At 63.9% G+C, this 19,167-nt stretch carries 19 protein-coding genes; 12 read left to right on the forward strand and 7 right to left on the reverse strand.

Annotated elements, in window-relative coordinates; all coding sequences use genetic code 11:
* The first annotated feature begins 19 nt into the window (after positions 1 to 19).
* Together DNJ95_RS00810 and DNJ95_RS00815 are read left to right on the forward strand one after the other, a co-directional pair.
* Positions 20 to 1,198, forward strand: coding sequence for a YbfB/YjiJ family MFS transporter (locus DNJ95_RS00810; RefSeq protein ID WP_131182824.1), 1,179 nt, complete (start codon positions 20 to 22; stop codon positions 1,196 to 1,198).
* Positions 1,195 to 2,241 carry an NAD(P)H-dependent flavin oxidoreductase gene (locus DNJ95_RS00815; RefSeq protein ID WP_131182825.1) on the forward strand — a complete coding sequence of 349 codons (1,047 nt, stop codon included), beginning with the start codon at positions 1,195 to 1,197 and terminating at the stop codon, positions 2,239 to 2,241. The genes DNJ95_RS00810 and DNJ95_RS00815 overlap by 4 nt, the downstream gene beginning before the upstream one ends.
* A gap of 65 nt (positions 2,242 to 2,306) precedes the next feature.
* On the opposite strand, the gene ampE is transcribed toward DNJ95_RS00815, so the two are convergent.
* The 3 genes from ampE to DNJ95_RS00830 all read right to left on the reverse strand — a co-directional run bounded on the left by ampE (position 2,307) and on the right by DNJ95_RS00830 (position 5,596).
* A complete protein-coding gene (gene ampE, locus DNJ95_RS00820; RefSeq protein WP_131182826.1) occupies positions 2,307 to 3,143 on the reverse strand; it encodes a regulatory signaling modulator protein AmpE in 837 nt (278 codons plus the stop codon).
* The gene (gene ampD, locus DNJ95_RS00825) at positions 3,140 to 3,724 is read right to left on the reverse strand and encodes a 1,6-anhydro-N-acetylmuramyl-L-alanine amidase AmpD (protein WP_131182827.1); all 585 of its coding nucleotides are present in this window, start codon (positions 3,722 to 3,724) and stop codon (positions 3,140 to 3,142) included. The genes ampE and ampD overlap by 4 nt, the downstream gene beginning before the upstream one ends.
* 261 nt (positions 3,725 to 3,985) lie before the next feature.
* Entirely contained in the window at positions 3,986 to 5,596 is a 1,611-nt protein-coding gene (locus DNJ95_RS00830) for an FMN-binding glutamate synthase family protein (RefSeq protein WP_131182828.1), read from the reverse strand.
* A gap of 64 nt (positions 5,597 to 5,660) precedes the next feature.
* Here DNJ95_RS00830 and zapE point away from each other — a divergent pair, with 64 nt between their 5' ends.
* Both zapE and DNJ95_RS00840 read left to right on the forward strand, forming a co-directional pair.
* Positions 5,661 to 6,806: a cell division protein ZapE gene (gene zapE / locus DNJ95_RS00835; RefSeq protein WP_131182829.1), complete on the forward strand. Its 1,146-nt coding sequence runs from the start codon at positions 5,661 to 5,663 to the stop codon at positions 6,804 to 6,806.
* A 7-nt stretch (positions 6,807 to 6,813) separates the two neighbouring features.
* Complete coding sequence (locus tag DNJ95_RS00840) at positions 6,814 to 7,578, forward strand: SDR family NAD(P)-dependent oxidoreductase (protein ID WP_131182830.1); 765 nt, start codon at positions 6,814 to 6,816, stop codon at positions 7,576 to 7,578.
* Between the two features lie 124 nt (positions 7,579 to 7,702).
* Here DNJ95_RS00840 and DNJ95_RS00845 read toward each other — a convergent pair whose 3' ends face one another.
* Positions 7,703 to 7,981, reverse strand: a complete 279-nt coding sequence (locus tag DNJ95_RS00845) for a polyhydroxyalkanoic acid system family protein (RefSeq protein ID WP_131182831.1) — start codon at positions 7,979 to 7,981, stop codon at positions 7,703 to 7,705.
* A 705-nt stretch (positions 7,982 to 8,686) separates the two neighbouring features.
* On the opposite strand from DNJ95_RS00845, the gene DNJ95_RS00850 reads away from it, so the two are divergent.
* From DNJ95_RS00850 to DNJ95_RS00870, 5 genes are all read left to right on the forward strand, one after another.
* Complete coding sequence (locus DNJ95_RS00850) at positions 8,687 to 9,613, forward strand: LysR family transcriptional regulator (protein WP_131182832.1); 927 nt, start codon at positions 8,687 to 8,689, stop codon at positions 9,611 to 9,613.
* A 228-nt stretch (positions 9,614 to 9,841) separates the two neighbouring features.
* The gene (locus tag DNJ95_RS00855) at positions 9,842 to 10,834 is read left to right on the forward strand and encodes a TRAP transporter substrate-binding protein (protein WP_131182833.1); all 993 of its coding nucleotides are present in this window, start codon (positions 9,842 to 9,844) and stop codon (positions 10,832 to 10,834) included.
* An 81-nt stretch (positions 10,835 to 10,915) separates the two neighbouring features.
* Complete coding sequence (locus DNJ95_RS00860) at positions 10,916 to 11,413, forward strand: TRAP transporter small permease subunit (RefSeq protein ID WP_131182834.1); 498 nt, start codon at positions 10,916 to 10,918, stop codon at positions 11,411 to 11,413.
* The gene (locus DNJ95_RS00865; RefSeq protein WP_131182835.1) at positions 11,410 to 12,726 is read left to right on the forward strand and encodes a TRAP transporter large permease; all 1,317 of its coding nucleotides are present in this window, start codon (positions 11,410 to 11,412) and stop codon (positions 12,724 to 12,726) included. The genes DNJ95_RS00860 and DNJ95_RS00865 overlap by 4 nt, the downstream gene beginning before the upstream one ends.
* 267 nt (positions 12,727 to 12,993) lie before the next feature.
* Entirely contained in the window at positions 12,994 to 13,251 is a 258-nt protein-coding gene (locus DNJ95_RS00870; protein WP_131182836.1) for a DUF2789 domain-containing protein, read from the forward strand.
* A gap of 170 nt (positions 13,252 to 13,421) precedes the next feature.
* Here the strand turns inward: DNJ95_RS00870 and DNJ95_RS00875 are convergent, their stop codons facing one another.
* From DNJ95_RS00875 to serA, 3 genes are all read right to left on the reverse strand, one after another.
* Complete coding sequence (locus tag DNJ95_RS00875; RefSeq protein WP_131182837.1) at positions 13,422 to 13,775, reverse strand: DUF5064 family protein; 354 nt, start codon at positions 13,773 to 13,775, stop codon at positions 13,422 to 13,424.
* A 95-nt stretch (positions 13,776 to 13,870) separates the two neighbouring features.
* Positions 13,871 to 14,302 carry a YqaA family protein gene (locus DNJ95_RS00880; RefSeq protein WP_131182838.1) on the reverse strand — a complete coding sequence of 144 codons (432 nt, stop codon included), beginning with the start codon at positions 14,300 to 14,302 and terminating at the stop codon, positions 13,871 to 13,873.
* Between the two features lie 159 nt (positions 14,303 to 14,461).
* Positions 14,462 to 15,691, reverse strand: coding sequence for a phosphoglycerate dehydrogenase (gene serA / locus DNJ95_RS00885; RefSeq protein WP_131182839.1), 1,230 nt, complete (start codon positions 15,689 to 15,691; stop codon positions 14,462 to 14,464).
* Between the two features lie 195 nt (positions 15,692 to 15,886).
* On the opposite strand from serA, the gene DNJ95_RS00890 reads away from it, so the two are divergent.
* The 3 genes from DNJ95_RS00890 to DNJ95_RS00900 all read left to right on the forward strand — a co-directional run bounded on the left by DNJ95_RS00890 (position 15,887) and on the right by DNJ95_RS00900 (position 19,137).
* Positions 15,887 to 17,281, forward strand: coding sequence for an FAD-binding oxidoreductase (locus DNJ95_RS00890; RefSeq protein WP_131182840.1), 1,395 nt, complete (start codon positions 15,887 to 15,889; stop codon positions 17,279 to 17,281).
* A gap of 29 nt (positions 17,282 to 17,310) precedes the next feature.
* The gene (locus tag DNJ95_RS00895) at positions 17,311 to 17,976 is read left to right on the forward strand and encodes a fumarylacetoacetate hydrolase family protein (protein WP_131182841.1); all 666 of its coding nucleotides are present in this window, start codon (positions 17,311 to 17,313) and stop codon (positions 17,974 to 17,976) included.
* Positions 17,977 to 18,198: 222 nt separating this feature from the next.
* A complete protein-coding gene (locus tag DNJ95_RS00900; protein WP_131182842.1) occupies positions 18,199 to 19,137 on the forward strand; it encodes an SdiA-regulated domain-containing protein in 939 nt (312 codons plus the stop codon).
* Positions 19,138 to 19,167 lie beyond the last annotated feature (30 nt).

Here is a 19,167-nt window from a genome sequence, read left to right on the forward strand (position 1 = left end):
AACAAGAAGAGTGATCCCCATGATTTCACGCTCGATCCTGCTGGCTCTGCTCGGCGGCACCACCGCGCTGGTGGCGGCCCATGCCATCGGACGCTTCGCCTACACACCGCTGTTGCCCTACTTTCTCGCCGATGGGTTGTTCGACCTGCAACAGGGCGCACGCCTGGCGACCTGGAACTATATCGGCTATCTGCTCGGTGCCCTCGCGGCGGTGGCGCTCTACACACCGGCGCGGCTACGCCTGGCGGTGCCGCTCAGCCTGCTGGCCAATACCCTGGTGACCATCGCCCAGGGCTTCGCCAACGATTACGACTTCCTGCTGCTACTGCGCCTGCTCAACGGCATCAGCAACGGCCTGGTATTCGTCCTGGCGCCAGCCCTGGTCCTCGAATGGCTGGCCCAGCGCAAGCAGGCGCACCTCAGTGGCCTGGTCTACCTGGGCTTCGCCGCGGGGCTGCTGCTGACCGGCTGGCTGGCGGACGCTCCGGCCCAGCGGCTGCATGGCGCACAGCGCTGGTGGCCCATGGCGCTGGTGGCGCTGCCACTGAGCGTACTGAGTGTGCTCCTGCTGCGGCGCCTGCACCTGCGCGAAGCCGAGGCCGCACCGCCGCAGGCGGCCCATGGCCGGCTGTTCGACGCCACCAGCAGCCGGCTGTTCCTGGCCTACGCCGGGGCGGGCCTGGGCTACATCCTGCCGATGACCTTTCTGCCGACCCTGGCGCAACAGCAACTGCCCGAAGGGCACCGCCTGATCACCGGCGCCTGGCAATGGGCCGCCCTTGCCTGCCTGTTCTCGATACCACTGTGGAATGCCCTGGGCGCACGCTATGGCGACCGCCGGGCGTTGGTCGCCAGTTATATTCTCCAGGCCGTCGGCAGCGCCGCGCCGCTGCTCTGGCCGGGCACTGTCGGTATCACGCTCTGCGCCGTACTGGTTGGCGGCACGTTCATCGGCAGCGTCCTGCTGACCCAACGCCTGGGGCGCACACTGCAACCTCACCAGGGAGCACGCCTCTCCGCTGCGCTGATCGCGCTCTATGGCGGCACCCAACTGGCCGGCCCCTGGCTGGCCGGACTGTGGATCGCCCATGGCGGCAGCCTGACGCAGAGTTTCACGCTCGGTGTCGCGGCGCTGCTCTGGGCATGGTTCTGGACATGGTCGATTCCCCGACACCTTCCGACAGGAGCACAGCTATGACGCTCGAGCATCTCTTCGATATCCCTTACCCGATACTCCAGGCCCCCATGGCCGGGGCACAGGACCACCGGCTGGCCGTGGCCGTCAGCCAGGCCGGGGGGCTGGGTGCGATTCCCGCCGGGATGCTCGACGCGGCCCGGCTCGACGAGCAATTGAGCGCCTACAGGGCACTGACGGAGCGGCCCTGCAACGTCAACTTCTTCTGTCATCAACCCCCGCCAATCGACGATGCGCGCGAACAGCGCTGGCGCGAGCGCCTGGCAGGCTTCTACCGGGAGTTGCAGGTCGATCCGGCGCAGATCGCCCGTGGCCCAAGCCGCCAGCCGTTCGATGCGGCGATGGCGCAGATCATCGAAAAACACCGGCCCGCAGTGGTCAGCTTCCACTTCGGCCTACCCGCGCAAGAGCTGCTGGAGCGGGTGCGCCGCAGTGGCGCGAAGATCATCGCCAGCGCCACCACCCTGGCCGAGGGCCTGTGGCTGCAGGAACGCGGTGTGGATGCGGTGATCGCCCAGGGCCTGGAAGCCGGCGGGCACCGTGGCATGTTCCTGGAGAGCGACCTGTCCACGCAACTCGGTACCTTCGCCCTGCTGCCACAGTTGGCCGACGCGCTGGAGCTGCCGGTGATCGCCGCGGGCGGTATCGTCGATGCCCGCACGGCCAGGGCTGCCCGGGTACTCGGCGCGGCAGCCGTGCAGGTCGGCACCGCCTACCTCGCCACGCCACAGAGCCTGGCCAGCGAGCTGCACCGCAAGGCCCTGCAAGACCCACGGGCACGGCATACGGTGGTGACCTGCGCCTTCAGCGGCCGCCCCGCGCGCGGTATCGTCAACCGGCTTATCCGCGAAATCGGCCCGCTGCCCGACACGCCGGCCTTCCCACTGGCCAGCAATGCCATCACGCCCCTGCGCGCACGCGCCGAAAGCCTGGGCCTGGACGACTTCACACCGCTCTGGTCGGGCCAGAACGCCAGCCAGTGCCGGACCGTCGACGCCGGCCAACTGACCCGGGAACTGGGAGAAGCAGCAAGCGACAAGGCATAGGCTGCAAGCAAGCGTACGCCACTCCCCCAGGCGTAAGCGCCCTTACTTGCAGCTTGCCGCTGCCCTTACCCCCAGAGGGTCCAGGCGGCGATCAACGCATACCAGAGCAGCCGGCTGCGCACCAGCAGCTCGGCCAGGGCGTCCAGGCGCGCATTGCCGGTTTCCTCGTCAGTGGCCTTGGGCAGGTCGGCGGCCTTCGGACCGACCTCGGCCAGTAGCTGGCGCGCCGGCGTGTCCCAGCCCAGCACCTCATGCAGGCTGGCGCGGTTGACCTCGACGAAATTGCCGACCAGCGCAAAGCTCGCCAGCAAGGCCCGTACCGCCAGCCAGTCGAAGGCATGTCGAACCCGACCCGCCAGCTCGCGCCAGCTCGCCTGCTGCGAATGCTCGACCAGCAAGGCCAGCAGGCGATAGACCAGCGCCGCCACCGGCCCCAGCAGGAGGTACCAGAAAATCACCGCGAAGAAGCCCTGGTAGCCTTTCCATAACAGATAGCCCTGTACCTCCTCCAGCAAGCGCCCGGGGGTTTCCCCGCTCAGGCCAAGATCGCGCTCGGCGACCAGCGCCGCCGCTTCCTGGTCGCCGCGCCGCCAGGCATCGCGGAACGGCCCCAGTTCACGCTTGGTGTGGCCACGGCCCATGGCGTAGAGCAGCACCAGTACATGCAGCGGCAGGTTCAGCCAGCCATAGGCCAGTGGCGCCAGGGCCAGCAACAGCAGCCCCAGCAGCAGGCCCGGCAGCCCCACCAGCAGTGCCAGCGCCAACCAGGGCGATGCCGCCAGGCGAGGATTGCCCTCGATACGTCGCAAGGCTCCGAGCCAGGGCCCGTCCTGCTGAATGTGCTCGCGCCAGCCCGTCAGCTTCTCGACCAGCAATACCAGCATTACCACCAGAAAACTCATGATGCCCTCCCTTTCCCATGATCATCGTTGCGCCGGACCACTCCGGCCCGCTCCAGGCGCTGCCAGTCGAAGGCCGGACCCGGATCGGTCTTGCGCCCTGGCGCTATGTCGCTATGGCCACAGACCCGTTCGGCCGTGATGGCCGGATAATGCCGCTGCAACGTCTTCGCCAGTTCGATCAGCGCCCGGTATTGCGCTTCGCTGAAGGGCTCATCATCGGTGCCTTCCAGTTCGATACCGATGGAAAAGTCATTGCACGCCTCCCGCCCGTCGAAACATGACACACCAGCATGCCAGGCCCGCTCCAGGCAGGAGACGAACTGGGTGACGACACCGTCGCGCTCGATCAGGAAGTGCGCCGAAACGCGCAGGTCGATGATCGTCGCATAGAACGGGTGCTCCTGCGTCGGCAGGCAGTTCTGGAAAAACGCCTGCACCTTGCCCGTGCCGAAGCAACCCGGCGGCAGGCTGATGTTGTGGATCACCAGCAGGGAAATCTCCCCCGCCTGGCGCTGGTTGAAATTGGGCGAAGGGCAGTGCCTGATGCCATTGAACCATCCGCTCGCGGTATCCAGATGCATGTAGCGAATCCTTCCCACGGCGCCGGGCGAGCGCCTCGATCCCGGGAGTCTACATGGACTGCCCGGATGTGCCGAACCTCCAGGCGTCAGAACCTGTTCACGATCGCGCGAGCTGGAGCCCTGCAAGGCGCAACGCCCAAAGGAAGTAACAACCGAAGGCTGGCCCCTGCGGGCCGCACTGAAGCGCGTTGGCCGCAAGCGGCTTGCCGGGCCTGTTTTCAACGCCGCTGGGCCGACACGCGGCAGATCGTGGACAGCTTCTCAGGCCGCTGCCGGCTCGAAGCCTTCGGCCTGGGCCATGCGCCACATGCGCTCGTAGAACTCGCCAGCGATCCGGCCACTCAGCAACTCTCCCGGCTCGAGGAAGACGTGCTGCTGCGAAAACAGTTTGATTTCGCTGGCCGACAACCGCTGCACCAGATGCCTGGCATCAATCTGCGACGGATGCTCCAGGCCGGCGGCGGCGAGCATCTCGGCCAGCGCCTTGAGCGTGTTGCGGTGGAAGTTGCAGACCCGCTGCGCCTTGTCCTCGACCACCAGGGCACGCTGGCGCAACGGGTCCTGGGTGGCGACGCCGGTCGGGCATTTGTTGGTGTGGCAGGATTGCGACTGGATGCAGCCGATGGCGAACATGAAGCCCCGCGCGGAATTGGCCCAGTCGGCGCCGATGGCCAGCACGCAGGCGATGTCGAAGGCACTGATGATCTTGCCGCTGGCCCCCAACTTGATCTTGTCGCGCAGGTTGATGCCCACCAGGGTGTTGTGCACGAACAGCAGGCCCTCGCGCAGCGGCACCCCGAGGTGGTCGGTGAATTCCAGCGGCGCGGCGCCGGTGCCGCCCTCCTTGCCGTCGATGACGATGAAATCGGGCAGGATACCGGTCTTCAACATGGCCTTGGCGACCCCCATGAACTCCCAGGGATGCCCGAGGCAGAGCTTGAAGCCGACCGGCTTGCCGCCGGACAGCGTGCGCAGGCGGTCGATGAACTGCAGCAGCTCGATCGGCGTGGAAAAGGCACTGTGACTGGCGGGGGATACGCAGTCCTGGTCCATCGAGATACCACGGGTATGGGCGATCTCCGCGGTGATCTTGTGCTGGGGCAGGATGCCGCCGTGGCCGGGCTTGGCCCCCTGGCTCAGCTTGATCTCGATCATCTTCACCTGGGGCAGGCTGGCCTGGGCGGCGAAGCGTTCGGGATCGAAGCGGCCATCCTCCGTGCGACAACCGAAATAGCCGCTGCCCAATTCCCACACCAGGTCGCCCCCCGGCTCGCGATGATAGGCGCTGATGCTGCCCTCGCCGGTGTCGTGGTAGAAGTTGCCCAGCTTCGCCCCCTGGTTGAGCGAGCGGATGGCATTGGCGCTGAGCGAGCCGAAGCTCATGGCGGAGATATTGAACAGCGAGGCGGAATAGGGCTGGCTGCACTGCGGCCCGCCTATCTGCACGCGAAAGCCGGCGGTATCTGCCACCGGCGCCGGACGCATGGAGTGGCTGATGAACTCGAAACCGCTGAGGTAGACATCGCTCAGGGTGCCGAATGGCTTGTCGGCGCCCTCGTTCTTGGCCCTGGCATAGACCAGCGAGCGCTGGGCGCGGGAGAATGGCAGGCGATCGTCGTCCCCCTCGATCAGGTATTGGCGGATCTCCGGGCGGATGCTTTCGAACAGGTAGCGGATATTCCCCAGGATCGGGTAGTTGCGCCGCACCGCGCGCCGGGTCTGCAACAGGTCGGCGATGCCGACCAGGCTGAGCAGCCCGGTCAGTGCGGTTGCGGGCCAGAACCAGGCCTGGTCGAGGAACACCAGGCTGGCCAGGGTGAAGAGCACGCAGAAAACGAAAAAGGCATAACGGTTGAGCAGAGACAGGTTCATGCGATCCTCGTCCTAGAGTAAGGCCTGGCACCACTCTAGCAGCCCAAGGTGGGAATATAGCCAAATGAGAACGTACCTCGGCCCGCCGCCCCTGGCAGCCTACCGAGCGGCCATCAAGCAGGGTGACTTCCATCCGGACGAAGCCCAGCACCAGGCCGCCCAGGCATTGCAGGCGTGCCATGACGCACTGCATGGCCCATCGCCCGATGCGACAACGGGCGTCTACCTGTGGGGGCCGGTCGGGCGTGGCAAGACCTGGCTGATGGACAGCTTCCAGCGCAGTCTGGATGTGCCTTCGCGGCGCCAGCACTTTCACCATTTCATGCACTGGGTGCATCGCCGCCTGTTCCAGCTCACCGGCACCGCCGACCCGTTGCTGGCACTGGCTCGGGAGCTGGCCGAGGACACCCGGGTGCTTTGCTTCGACGAACTGTTCGTCAGCGACATCGGCGACGCCATGCTGCTCGGACGACTGCTGCAAGCCATGTTCGAACAGGGTGTGGTGCTGGTCGCCACTTCCAACCAGCCGCCACGGCAGCTCTACGCTGAGGGCTACAACAGGGAGCGCTTCCTGCCGGCGGTGGACGCACTGGAGCGCTTCACTCGAGTGGTCGCCGTGGATGGTGGCCAGGACCATCGCCTGCATCCCGGCCGTGCGCACCAGCGCTTCTGGACACGGCAAGCAGGCCAGCCCAGCGTCCTTGGCGAAGTCTTCACCCAACTGAACGGCCATCGCCCCGCCAGCGACGAGGCATTGCCGCTGGGTCACCGCCAGCTATCGGTGGTGCGGCGTGGGGAGAAAGCGCTCTGGTGCCGCTATGCAGAGCTGTGCGAACAGCCCTTTTCCGCCGTGGACTACATCGCCCTGTGCGACCGCTTCCAGGCCATCCTGCTGGGGGACATCCCCGCCCTGGGCAGCCCGCAACGCGAAGGGCGCATCGCCCGTGGCACCGAGGATGGCGTCGAGCGCGTGGCCGCTGGCGACCGGCAACTGCCGGCGCTGTCAGTCAACGACAACGGCGTACGGCGCTTCATCGCCCTGGTCGACGAATGCTACGACCGGCAGATCCCGCTCTACCTGGAGGCGGAGGTACCGCTCGAGCAGCTCTATCGCGAGGGTTACCTGGCCTTCCCGTTCCGGCGTACCCTGAGCCGCCTGCAGGAAATGCAGTTGCAACGCTTCGGCCATTGCCCCCGTTATCGAGATTGAGGAACACATGAACAGCAAGATTGCCTTTATCACCGGCGCCACCTCCGGCTTTGGCCGTGCCAGCGCCCGCCGCTTCGCCCAGGCGGGTTGGGCGCTGGTACTCAGCGGGCGCCGTGAAAAGCGCCTGCAAGCGCTCGCGCAAGAACTGCGGGCGCTGGTGCCGGTGCACACCGCCATCCTCGACGTGCGCGATGCCGAGGCGGTCAAGGCGGTGGTAGAAGCCTTGCCGCAAGGTTTCCGCGCCATCACCTGCCTGGTCAACAACGCCGGCCTGGCGCTGGCCCCGGAGCCGGCCCAGGAGGTCGACCTGAACGACTGGCACACCATGATCGACACCAATATCAAGGGCCTGGTGAACGTCACCCATGCCCTGCTGCCGACGCTGATCGAAAGTGGCGAGGGCGCCAGCATCGTCAATATCGGCTCCATCGCCGGGCAGTGGCCCTACCGTGGCAGCCACGTGTACGGCGCCAGCAAGGCCTTCGTCAAACAGTTCAGCTACAACCTGCGCTGCGACCTGGCCGGTACCGGAGTGCGCGTCACCGATATCGCCCCCGGCATGGCGGAAACCGAATTCACCCTGGTGCGCACCAAGGGCGACCAGGGCGCCTCGGACGCGCTCTACCAGGGCACCGTCCCTTTGAGCGCCGAGGACATCGCCGAGCAGATCTTCTACGTCGCCACGCTACCGGCGCATATCAACATCAACCGTCTGGAAGTCATGCCGACCCGGCAGAGCTGGGCCGGCTTCGCCATCGAACGCGACCAGTGACACTCGTGTCATGCCGGACGCCTGCAGGGTGCGCCGTGCGCGCCAGGGATCACGGCGTCGATCGTTCAGGTGCGCGCGGCGCACCCTATGGCCGCCTGATCAGCGTTCTTTCAAAGAGGCGTCTTCAGGCCTGCAGCACCTTGTCCAGGGCCTTCTCGATCTGGCCCTGGATGCTGCTGCCCATGGCGGACAGCAGGATGCCCAGTTCGAGCTGCACCCGGACATTGTCCTCGCCGACTTCGATACGGCCATCGGCACCGCTGCGCCTGACTTCCAGCACATCGCCCTGCCACTGGTAGTTCACGCCGTACTCGAGGCGCAGGCGCTCGGCCAGTTGCTGGGCCTTTTCCCGCGCAGCGTCGAGCCCCAGGGCATGACTGCGTTCGACGACGATCCTGGCCATTGCGACTCTCCCGGCAAGAAAAAAGGGGCGCACTATAGCAGGCGACCAGGGGATGGTTTGCCGGCGCGGCCAGGGATACTCCATCGCTGGCGGCCAATACCGCTGTGCGCAGAAGCACCGCAGAGAGTGGCCGCGGGGCGATCGCAGCAAACCCCGGTCCATGGCCGTGGGAGCCGGGTAATCGTGCGCGCGCCGTTGCGGCTGGATTGGCAATAGTGTGTCTGGGGGCTGGCTATAGAACGCACAGTGCGATCCCGAGATCACCGTCCCTGTGCCACTTTCGGCGGTGCCTGTGGGAAACATCTGGTGAAACCGAAAAGCCCTCCAGGTGATCCAGTACGGCACCGGCGGTTCTTTCCATTGTCGCCTCGGTATTCGCTGCGAGCCCGGCCCCCCGCTACGAAACCTTCGCCGACAGGGATGTCGGCGAAGAGCGCCCCCTCATTCATATGAGCGATGGGTTCATGCGTGTTTCGTAGCGGGACTGGCGGGGTTCGCGACACCACGGGACCAGGCCTCCGCCAGCGGCGTACGATGAAACGCAGACTTGATTGCCAATCCAGTCGCACTGTCTCCTGACGCAGGGCATATGCCTGCCCGGGCGCGGAAGTGAGCGCTTATGCGATCGCCCTGAGAGTGACAGTGCGCCCCCGGCCAGGCAGACAGGCTTTGCTATAGTCGGGCGCCTTGCCGATGAGGTACGCCATGCTGATCGACGACGAGCTGACCCTGAAGAAACTGGAAATATTCCTGGCCTTCATGCGCACCGGCAACCTGGCCCGCGCCGCCGACGAACTGGAAACCAGCAACGTCAGCGTACACCGCGCCATCCACTCGCTGGAAAGCGCCCTGCGCTGCCCGCTGTTCAAACATGAAGGACGCAACCTGATCCCGCTGGAAAGCGCCTACGTCCTGGAAGAAAGGGCACAGAAGCTGGTGCGCGACGTGCTCGAAAGCGTACGCCTGACCCGCGAGGCCGCGGGCTTCTCCGCCGAGCGCTTCAAGCTCGGCGCACTCTACTCGCTGACAGTGCGCACCGTGCCGCAACTGATCATGGGCCTCAAGCTGCGCCGCAGCGAGCTGAACATCGAGCTCACCCTAGGCTCCAACGTCGACCTGTTCTATCGTCTGAAAAACATGGAACTGGATGCCATCCTGATTGCCCTGGACGACAACATCAACGACAGCGACTGTGAGCACCTGCTGCTGTTTTCCGATGATATGTTCCTCGCCGTCCCGGCCGACTCGCCCTTCAGTGGCGAACAGGAAGTTGACCTGGCCGACCTGCGCGACTCGACCTTCATCACCCTCGGCCAGGGCTTCGCCACCCACCGCGACAGCCAGCGGGTATTCCAGCAGGCCGGTTTCGAACCGAAGGTGGCCATGCAGGTGAACGATATCTTCACCCTGCTGAGCATGGTCAGTTCGGGGGTCGGCTATGCTCTGTTGCCAGGGCGCATCGCGGCAGTCTACGAGAACCGCATAAGGCTGATCCCCATGCAGGCCCGCTACCGCCTGCAGCAACGGATCGGTGTGGTGTTCCTCAAGGCCAAGGAGCGCGACCCCAACCTGCTGGCGCTGGTGGCCGAGTGCCGGATGTACCAGTCCGCCCACCGCGGCGCCAGAGCATGAGCAGGCTTACCGAACGGCGAATCAAGGCGTGCTGGCCATGACGAACATTAACTTCAAGCTAATGGTTACTGGAGCGACTTAATTGATCTGAAAATGCCCAGCGGCTAGCTTGACACTCAGCCCGGTCGCTCTTGCCCGCGCAATAACAAAAAATACCCGGTGACCCGTTAATAAAAACAACTATGAACCGCCAGGCGTGGTTCTGATGTGTTCCCCAGGAGAATGCCCATGCGCCCCCTGCTTCGTTATTCCGCGGCAGCCATGCTGCTTGCCGCCAGTACCACCGCCCTCGCCCAGACCACCCTGCGTGTCTCGCACCAGTTTCCGGGAAACTCCGGCGACCCACGGGATGAAATGGTGCAGATCATCGCCCGCGAAGTGGAAGAAGCCAACGTCGGCCTGAAACTGCAGATATTCCCCGCCTCTTCGCTGTACAAGGCCAACGAGCAATGGGGCGCGATGACCCGCGGCCAGCTCGACATGACCGCCCTGCCGCTGGACTACGCCTCGGGCCGCGTACCGCAGTTCTCGGCCACCCTGATGCCGGGACTGGTGCGCAACTACGAACACGCCCAGCGCCTGAACGAATCCGACTTCATCAAGGAAATCCACGCCATCGCGGAGAGGAATGGCGCGATCATCCTGGCCGACGCCTGGCTGGCCGGTGGCTTCGCCTCCAAGAGCCGCTGCATCACCGACCCGGGCACCATCAAGGGCCAGGTGATCCGCGCTGCCGGCCCGGCCTTCGAGCAGATGCTGGCCAGTGCCGGCGCCTCTATTTCCTCGATGCCCTCTTCGGAGATCTACACCGGGATGCAGACCGGCGTGCTGGACGCCGCCAATACCTCCAACGACAGCTTCGTCTCCTACCGCCTGTACGAGCAGGTCAAGTGCATGACCGCCCCCGGCGACCATGCACTGTGGTTCATGTACGAGCCGGTGCTGATCTCCAAGAAGTCCTTCGATCGTCTCGACGAGGCGCAGAAGGAAGCCCTGCTGCGCGGTGCGCGCAAGGCCGAGACCTACTTCGCCGAGGAAGGCCCGAAAGGCGAGAAGCGCATGACCGAGACCTTCACCAAGGCCGGTGTGGAAGTGGTTACGCTGAGCAAGGAACAGCATGACGCCTGGATGGAAATCGCCCGCGACTCCGCATACAAGGTGTTCTCCGAACGCGTCAAGGGTGGCAAGGAACTGCTGGACAAGGCCCTCGCGGTTCAATGATCCCCTGGGCAGGCCCGTATCCGTGGCCTGCCCGCGCCCTACGGCGCCCGCAAAGGGCGACAGAGTTCCAAAGGAGTTCCTATGTCCAGACGCTTCATTCTCGCCATCGAGACGCTCTCTCGCATGGGTGGCGTCAGCGCGGCCATCCTGCTGCTCACCGCCATGGTGGTCATGTGCCAGATGATCTTCATGCGCTATGTATTCAAGGCCCCGACCATCTGGCAGACCGAAGTGGTGGTGTTCGCGGCCACCGCGGCGATCTTCATCGGTGCCCCCTATGTGCTGATGAAAAGAGGCCACGTCGGAGTCGACGTGCTGGAGCTGATGCTCGCCAGCAATAGCCGTCGCTGGCTGAAACTGGCCGGTTCCCTGCTCGGCCTGCTGTTCTGCGTGCTGATGAGTATCGGCAGTGTCATCTACGTCCATGAAGCCTGGGAAGGCGGCTGGACCACACCGACCATCGCCGCGATCCCGCTGTGGATTCCGGCCATGCCGATGGCCGTGGGCTTCTGCCTGCTGTGCCTGCAGTACCTGGTGGAAATCATCAAATTGATTCTTCCAAAAGGAGAAGCACTATGAGCCCGACCATGGCAGGCGTGCTGCTGATCTGCGCGCTGTTCCTGTTCCTTGGCACCGGCATGCCGATTGCCTTCGCCCTCGGCCTGGCGGCCATGGGTGGCCTGTTCCTGGCGATGGGCTTCGATGTCATCGGTATCGTCGCCGAAACCATGTTCGCCGGTATCGGCAACCTGGCCTTCGTCTCCATCCCGATGTTCGTGCTGATGGGCGCCTTCGTCGCCGGCACACCAGCCGGCGCCGACCTCTATCGCGCCCTGGATCGCTGGATGTACAAGGTCCCCGGGGGCCTGGTGCTGTCCAACATCGGCGCCTGTGCGGTGTTCTCCGGCATGACCGGTTCCAGCCCGGCGACCTGTGCCGCCATCGGCAAGATGGGCATCCCGGAAATGATCAACCGTGGCTATCCGGCCTCGGTGGCCACCGGCTCCATCGCCGCCGGAGGCACCCTCGGCATCCTGCTGCCGCCATCGGTGACCATGATCGTCTACGGTATCGCCACCGAGACTTCCATCGGCCGCCTGTTCCTGGCCGGAGTCATCCCGGGCCTGATGCTGACCGCCATGTTCATGTGCTGGGCAGTGATCGACGCCAGGCGCAAGGGCTATCGCTTCAACGCCTCCGGCGTGGTCTACACCCTGCGCGACAAGCTCGCGGTGCTGCCCAAGGTGCTGCCGCTGATGCTGATCATCGTCGCCATCCTCTATGTGCTCTACGGTGGCGTCGCCACGCCGTCGGAAGCGGCTGGCGCGGGCGCCATGCTGACGCTGGTGGTGGTGGTACTGATCTACCGCCTGTTCAAGGTGCGCAGCCTGAGCGGCATCTTCGGTGCGGGCATGCGTGAAAGCGTCATGATCATGATGATCATGGCTTCGGCGGAACTCTTCGCCTTCGCCCTGTCCTCGCTGTACATCACCCAGTCGGTAGCCGAAGTGATCGCCAGCCTGGAAGTGAACCGCTGGGTGCTGATGGGCCTGATCAACGTGTTCCTGCTGGTCGCCGGGCTGTTCCTGCCGCCGGTCGCGGTGATCGTGATGACCGCGCCGCTGCTGTTCCCCATCGTCACCCAGGCCGGCTTCGACCCCTACTGGTTCGCAGTGATCCTGACCATCAACATGGAGATCGGCCTGATCACCCCGCCAGTGGGCCTGAACCTGTTCGTCATCAACGGCATCGCACCGGATATCCCGACCCGGGAAATCCTCTGGGGCGCCCTGCCCTATGTGCTGGTGATGGCACTGGCGATCTTCATCATGTGCCTGTTCCCGGATATCGCCACCTTCCTGCCGGAATACGTGATGGGGCCGGCCATCTGACCGATGTGGTTCTGCCTTTCAGGGCGGCCTCCAAGCGGGGGCCGCCCTTTTTTTCATCCGTCCCCGGCGAGGGTAGATCGCGCCATGCGCCCAAAAGAGCCGATAAAAGCGCTGGAGGCTGGACAGCGGGACACAGAAGCCCTGCAGCGCTTTTATCGAAGGCTTTGTCCAGCCTGCGCAAAGCCCATGGAAAGATGAAGGATGGAACCTATTGTGGTATTGAATGGACCATCAATGGAGTATTCGAACACCGACCGGAGGTAATCCATGAGCAACGCCATTCCACGCATGACCAACCTGTTCCTGCAACTCGGCCTGGATGCCGACGAGGTGGCCATTGCGCAATTCATCAAGAGCCACCAGTTGCCCACGGACATCGGCATCACCGAAGCCCCCTACTGGAGCGACGCCCAGCGCCAGTTCCTCAGCGAACAGATCGGCAGCGATGCATCCTGGGCGATCGTCGTCGATCAACTGAACGAGTCCCTGCACGAAGACGCAGTCAAGGCGCAAAGCGGCCTCTAAGACGCTGTTCACGATCTCGCGAGCTAGGGTCTGCAAGGCAAAAACAGGCGAGGAAGTGGAGTTTGCAAGGGGTAAATAGGCATTCCGGGTCTGTTTTTAACGCAGCAGGCCCGACGCGCAACAGATCGTGAACAGCTTCTAAGGACCTGAAGCCCTGCGACCGCCTATGCTCAGAGATACTCCGACCTGATCGGCTCGCCAGGATGTGCATTCAGCTTCTGGCGGATATCGGCGAACATCAGGTCGTACTGGCGGTGCGAACGAACCGGATGCACCGCCGAAGGCGGCAGGCCATGCTTGATGGCAATGCGCGTGGCATTACTGGCGAAGTTGAAGGCCAGGTCACGCGGCAGCTCGAAAGACTCCTGGAAATGCTTGCCTGCGATCTCACCGGACATATCGAAATGCACGAAGGTTTCCCGATGCTCGTCCTGACGGATTTCGTAAGCCAGTGTAAGGTCGTAGGCGACCTCGCCAGGTAACAGTGGCAGGTAATGGAGGGTGAGTTGGCCAGGGGTGAACATGCAGATCTCCTTTCCCCGCTAAAGCTGTCGAAGCGGGGTATCTTATGGTTTGTGCATGATAGCGTTTTGCTCCAGGACAAGAACCGTCGTATTCGTCAGCCCTGCCAACCCAGGGTGGCGGCCGCCAGCACCAGGTAGCGCAATCCCTTGGCCAGGGTGACCAGCAGCAGGAAGCTCCACCAGGGTTCGCGCAGGATACCGGCCACCAGGGTCAGAGGATCGCCGATCACCGGCACCCAGCTCAACAGCAGCGACCAACGCCCATAACGCCGATAGGCCCGACGCGCCCGCTCCAATTGCCGGTCATCGGCGGGGAACCAGCGCCGATGCCGCCAGCGCTCGACGGAGCGCCCCAGCCCCCAGTTGACCAGCGAGCCCAGCACATTGCCCAGGGTCGCCACGGCCAGCAGCGTCCAGGGAGAAAACCGCTCGCCCAACAACAGGGCCACCAGCACCGCTTCCGATTGCAGCGGCAGCAGGGTCGCGGCGAGAAAAGCCGAGAAGAATAGACCAAGCAGACCCGGCATCGCGTCGTTTCATCCATTACGGCCCGAAAGCCGCACATCATAGACAGAGCCGCCCGCGGCAGGCTCCAGTGCGTCGCCACAGGCCGCAGACCCGACCGGAAAACAGCGCCATAACGACAAGGGGAGGCCGAAGCCTCCCCCTGCACTACCACCTGCCGGTCAGAACAGCACGCGGCTGCGAATGGTGCCCTTGACATGCTGCAGCTTGCTCAACGCCAGATCGGAGTAGGCGGCATCGACATCGATGACGACGTAGCCGACCTTCTCGTTGGTCTGCAGGTACTGGCCGGAGATGTTGATGCCATTCTCGGCGAACACCTTGTTGATCTCGCTCAGCACGCCCGGGATGTTCTCGTGGATGTGCAACAGGCGATGCTTGCCAGGGTGGGATGGCAACGCCACTTCCGGGAAGTTGACCGAGGATACCGAAGTGCCGTTGTCGCTGTACTTGACCAGCTTCTCGGCGACTTCCAGGCCGATGTTGGCCTGGGCCTCCATGGTCGAGCCGCCGACATGCGGGGTGAGGATAACGTTGTCCAGGCCACGCAGCGGGCTGACGAACTCCTCGCCATTGGCACGCGGCTCCACCGGGAACACATCGATGGCGGCGCCATTGAGGTGCTTGTCCCTGATCGCCGCGGCCAGGGCGTCGATTTCAACCACGGTGCCGCGGGCGGCGTTGAGCAGGATCGCGCCCTTCTTCATGGCGCGGATTTCTTTTTCGCCGATCATCCATTTGGTGGCGGCGGTTTCCGGCACGTGCAGGGTGACGATGTCGGCCAGGCCGAGCAGCTCGGTCAGGCTGTGGATCTGCGTGGCGTTGCCCAGCGGCAGCTTGGTGACCACGTCATAGAAATAGACCTGCATGCCCAGGGCCTCGGCCAGTACCGACAACTGGGTACCGATGGAGCCGTAGCCGATGATGCCAAGCTTCTTGCCGCGGATCTCGTAGGAGTCCTTGGCGGTCTTCTGCCAGCCGCCACGGTGGCTGACGGCGTTCTTCTCGGGCACGCCGCGCAGCAGCAGGATGGCCTCGGCCAGCACCAGCTCGGCCACGGAGCGGGTGTTGGAATACGGTGCGTTGAACACGGCGATACCGCGCTCGCGCGCCGCATCCAGGTTGACCTGGTTGGTACCGATGCAGAAACAGCCGACGGCGATCAACCTCTTCGCCGCATCGAAGACTTCCTCGGTGAGCTGGGTACGCGAACGAATACCGATGAAATGCACATCGGCGATCCTTTCCTTCAGTTCGGCTTCGGGCAACGAACCGGTGAGGTACTCGATATTGGTGTAACCGGCAGCCTTGAGTGTGTCCACGGCGGACTGGTGGACACCTTCGAGAAGAAGGAATTTGATCTTGCTCTTGTCGAGAGAGGTCTTGCTCATCTGCATGAAAACCTTTGGGCCGAAGGAACGAAGTGTTCAGCGAAGGCTGGCCGGACCGGCTGGATACCAGTGTCGGGAAGTCTGCCGAGGCACGTGTCAAGAGGGCGCATATGCTAGCATACGCGCCCCCGAAACGCCCCATCCCCGAGCTGAGAACGGCTCAGGGTGACAATGAATTTCATGAGAGTTCCGCCGATGACCGACGCCGCCCTGATCGATGAGCTGAAAACCCTGGTCGAGCCTGGCAAGGTGCTGACCGACGCCGCCGACCTGGAAACCTATGGCAAGGACTGGACCAAGCATTTCGCCCCGGCGCCCAGCGCCATCGTGTTCCCCCGCACCGTCGAGCAGGTACAGGCCATCGTACGCTGGGCCAACGCGCACCAGGTGGCACTGGTCCCGTCGGGCGGACGCACCGGCCTGTCGGCGGCGGCGGTGGCGGCCAGCGGCGAAGTGGTGGTGTCGTTCGACTACATGAACCGGATTCTCGATTTCAACCCCTATGACCGCACCGTGGTCTGCCAGCCCGGCGTGGTCACCGAGCAGTTGCAGAACTTCGCCGAGGAACAGGGGCTGTACTACCCGGTCGATTTCGCCTCCGCCGGCTCCAGCCAGATCGGCGGCAACATCGGCACCAATGCCGGTGGGATCAAGGTCATTCGCTACGGCATGACCCGCAACTGGGTCGCCGGCCTGAAGGTGGTCACCGGCAAGGGCGATGTACTGGAACTGAACAGGGACCTGATCAAGAACGCCACCGGCTATGATCTGCGCCAGCTCTTCATCGGTGCCGAAGGCACCCTGGGCTTCGTGGTCGAGGCGACCATGCGCCTCGAACGCCAGCCGAAGAACCTCACCGCAATGGTGCTCGGCACCGCCGACTTCGAATCGATCATGCCGGTGCTGCATGCCTTCCAGAGCAAGCTGGACCTGACCGCCTTCGAATTCTTCTCCGACAAGGCCCTGGCCAAGGTACTGGCACGCGGCGACGTACCGGCGCCGTTCGAAAGCGAATGCCCTTTCTACGCATTGCTGGAATTCGAAGCCACCAGCGAGGAAATCGCCGAGAACGCCCTGGCGCTGTTCGAGCATTGCGTGGAGCAGGGCTGGGTCCTGGACGGGGTGATGAGCCAGAGCGCCCAGCAGTTGCAGAACCTGTGGAAACTGCGCGAGTACATCTCGGAAACCATCTCGCACTGGACACCCTACAAGAACGACATCTCGGTCACCGTATCCCGGGTTCCGGCCTTCCTGCGCGACATAGACGCCATCGTCGAAGAGAACTACCCGGACCTGGAAGTGGTATGGTTCGGCCATATCGGCGACGGCAACCTGCACCTGAACATCCTCAAGCCCGACGATCTGGACAAGGACACCTTCTTCGCCCGTTGCGCCAGGGTCAACAAGTGGGTATTCGAGACCGTGCAGAAGTACAACGGCTCGATTTCCGCCGAGCATGGCGTCGGCATGACCAAACGTGATTACCTGGGCTACAGCCGCTCGGAGGCCGAGATCGCCTATATGAAAGCCATCAAGGCCACCTTCGACCCGAATGGCATCATGAACCCCGGCAAGATATTCGCCCTGTAAAACCAACCCGCCACCGTGGAGATTCGCAGATGAGCTACCAGCACCAGTACGTCGATGGCACACCGATCCACTACCCGCTGGGCAAGGTGGTCTGCGTGGGCCGCAACTACGCCGAGCACGCCAGGGAGTTGAACAACGAAGTCCCGAGCGAACCCCTGCTGTTCATCAAGCCGGGCAGTTGCACCGTGCCCAGCGAGGGTGGCTTCGCCATTCCGCAGGATCGCGGCAGCGTCCACTACGAAGCCGAGATCGCCGTACTGATCGGCAAGCCGCTGTCGCACAAACCCTCTGCGGAAGAGGTGCTGGATGCCATTTCCGGTTTCGCGCCATCCCTCGACCTGACCCTGCGTGATGTCCAGGCCAGCCTGAAGGAAAAAGGCTACCCCTGGGAACTGGCGAAATCCTTCGATGGCGCCTACGTGCTGGCGCCCTTCGTTTCCGGCGACAACATCGACGACCTGGCCGACATCGGCATTCGCCTGAGCATCAATGGAGAAGTACGCCAGGATGGCAACAGCCGCGACATGCTCAACCCGATCCTGCCGCTGATCCAGCACATCGCCGGGCACTTCAGCCTGCAGCCGGGCGATGTCATCTCCACCGGCACCCCCGCCGGCGTAGGCCCGCTGCTGGCTGGTGACAAGATAGTGCTGGAGCTGGTCGGGCACTCTCATGTGGAAACACAGGCACGCTGAATTCCCGCAAGCCGAGGGGGGGGGGGCGCCACGCGGGCCCGCAGGAACGGGCCTGCCCGCGAATGGGGCGCCCCGCCATGAAAGCCTCGCGGCCAAGTCCGCTCCTACGGCAGGCGTCGCGCCCCGCCCCGGCCTTGAACAAAGTCGATAACGAAATTCATTAAGCTTGGGTTCATCTTCCCGTACTATGCTGGCGGCCTATTGTGCGGGAGTGTCTGGAACATGCGTCGTATAGCTGTGCGTGTGGGTTTGTTGGGCATGTGCGCCGTCCTGGCGACAGCCGTGATCTATCTGGGGCAGCAGCATCGCGCCTTCGAACGCCTTTGGCTCGGCACACGGCAGAGCATCGCGCCGCTATCGGATGATTCCATCCGCCTCGCCGACTACCGGGTGGTCATCGAGGGGCATCGCCTGGAAGGCATCGACCAAGTCTCGGCCCTGACCTTCGATCCGGATCGCAACAGCCTGTTCACCGTTACCAACCGCAACCCCGAGCTGATCGAGCTGTCGCTGTACGGTGATGTACTGCGGCGTATCCCCCTGGTTGGCCTCGAGGACCCCGAAGCCGTCGAATACGTCGGCCTGAATCGTTATGTGATCGCCGATGAGCGGCGCCAGAAGCTGGTCAGGGTGCAACTTGACGACGATACCCTGAAGCTGGATGTCAGCCACCTGCCGATGCTCGACCTGAGCCGTCGCGAGGTTGGCAACAAGGGCTTCGAGGGGCTGGCCTACGATATCGCCGGCCAGCGCCTGTTCGTAGGCCAGGAGCGCGACCCGATGCGCATCATCGAAGTCCACGGATATAGCGGTGGACCCTTCAATGACGCGCTGAGCATGGAACTGGACGAAATGCGTGACCGCAGCCTGCTGATGCGCGACCTGTCCAGCCTGCAATTCGATGAACGAACCGGCCACCTGCTGGCCCTGTCGGACGAGTCACGGGTACTGCTGGAGCTGGACCGCCAGGGACGGGCGCTTGGCACACTGTCGCTGCTGATGGGGCAGCACGGCCTGAAGCAGTCCATCCCCCAGGCAGAGGGCGTGACCATGGGCAGTGACGGCGCGATCTACATGGTCAGCGAACCCAACCTGTTCTATGTATTCCGCAAACCCGACAGCGTCTCCGAACCGATAACGGCGCAACCGACCGGAAGCTGAGGCTGCGGCGACAGGCCGCTTCAGGGCCAG

The organism is Stutzerimonas kirkiae (genome assembly GCF_004327335.1).
In the GTDB taxonomy this organism is placed as follows: domain Bacteria; phylum Pseudomonadota; class Gammaproteobacteria; order Pseudomonadales; family Pseudomonadaceae; genus Stutzerimonas; species Stutzerimonas kirkiae.

Excerpts from the sequence above, each read along its gene's own strand:
- DNJ95_RS00895 (WP_131182841.1), top strand. The coding sequence starts at position 17,311 with ATGAGCTACCAGCACCAGTACGTCGATGGCACACCGATCCACTACCCG.
- DNJ95_RS00840 (WP_131182830.1), top strand. The coding sequence starts at position 6,814 with ATGAACAGCAAGATTGCCTTTATCACCGGCGCCACCTCCGGCTTTGGC.
- DNJ95_RS00845 (WP_131182831.1), bottom strand. The coding sequence starts at position 7,981 with ATGGCCAGGATCGTCGTCGAACGCAGTCATGCCCTGGGGCTCGACGCT.
- DNJ95_RS00890 (WP_131182840.1), top strand. The coding sequence starts at position 15,887 with ATGACCGACGCCGCCCTGATCGATGAGCTGAAAACCCTGGTCGAGCCT.
- DNJ95_RS00850 (WP_131182832.1), top strand. The coding sequence starts at position 8,687 with ATGCTGATCGACGACGAGCTGACCCTGAAGAAACTGGAAATATTCCTG.
- DNJ95_RS00880 (WP_131182838.1), bottom strand. The coding sequence starts at position 14,302 with ATGCCGGGTCTGCTTGGTCTATTCTTCTCGGCTTTTCTCGCCGCGACC.
- DNJ95_RS00870 (WP_131182836.1), top strand. The coding sequence starts at position 12,994 with ATGAGCAACGCCATTCCACGCATGACCAACCTGTTCCTGCAACTCGGC.
- ampE (WP_131182826.1), bottom strand. The coding sequence starts at position 3,143 with ATGAGTTTTCTGGTGGTAATGCTGGTATTGCTGGTCGAGAAGCTGACG.
- DNJ95_RS00830 (WP_131182828.1), bottom strand. The coding sequence starts at position 5,596 with ATGAACCTGTCTCTGCTCAACCGTTATGCCTTTTTCGTTTTCTGCGTG.
- serA (WP_131182839.1), bottom strand. The coding sequence starts at position 15,691 with ATGAGCAAGACCTCTCTCGACAAGAGCAAGATCAAATTCCTTCTTCTC.
- DNJ95_RS00810 (WP_131182824.1), top strand. The coding sequence starts at position 20 with ATGATTTCACGCTCGATCCTGCTGGCTCTGCTCGGCGGCACCACCGCG.
- DNJ95_RS00865 (WP_131182835.1), top strand. The coding sequence starts at position 11,410 with ATGAGCCCGACCATGGCAGGCGTGCTGCTGATCTGCGCGCTGTTCCTG.
- ampD (WP_131182827.1), bottom strand. The coding sequence starts at position 3,724 with ATGCATCTGGATACCGCGAGCGGATGGTTCAATGGCATCAGGCACTGC.
- DNJ95_RS00855 (WP_131182833.1), top strand. The coding sequence starts at position 9,842 with ATGCGCCCCCTGCTTCGTTATTCCGCGGCAGCCATGCTGCTTGCCGCC.
- DNJ95_RS00860 (WP_131182834.1), top strand. The coding sequence starts at position 10,916 with ATGTCCAGACGCTTCATTCTCGCCATCGAGACGCTCTCTCGCATGGGT.
- DNJ95_RS00900 (WP_131182842.1), top strand. The coding sequence starts at position 18,199 with ATGCGTCGTATAGCTGTGCGTGTGGGTTTGTTGGGCATGTGCGCCGTC.
- DNJ95_RS00875 (WP_131182837.1), bottom strand. The coding sequence starts at position 13,775 with ATGTTCACCCCTGGCCAACTCACCCTCCATTACCTGCCACTGTTACCT.
- DNJ95_RS00815 (WP_131182825.1), top strand. The coding sequence starts at position 1,195 with ATGACGCTCGAGCATCTCTTCGATATCCCTTACCCGATACTCCAGGCC.
- zapE (WP_131182829.1), top strand. The coding sequence starts at position 5,661 with ATGAGAACGTACCTCGGCCCGCCGCCCCTGGCAGCCTACCGAGCGGCC.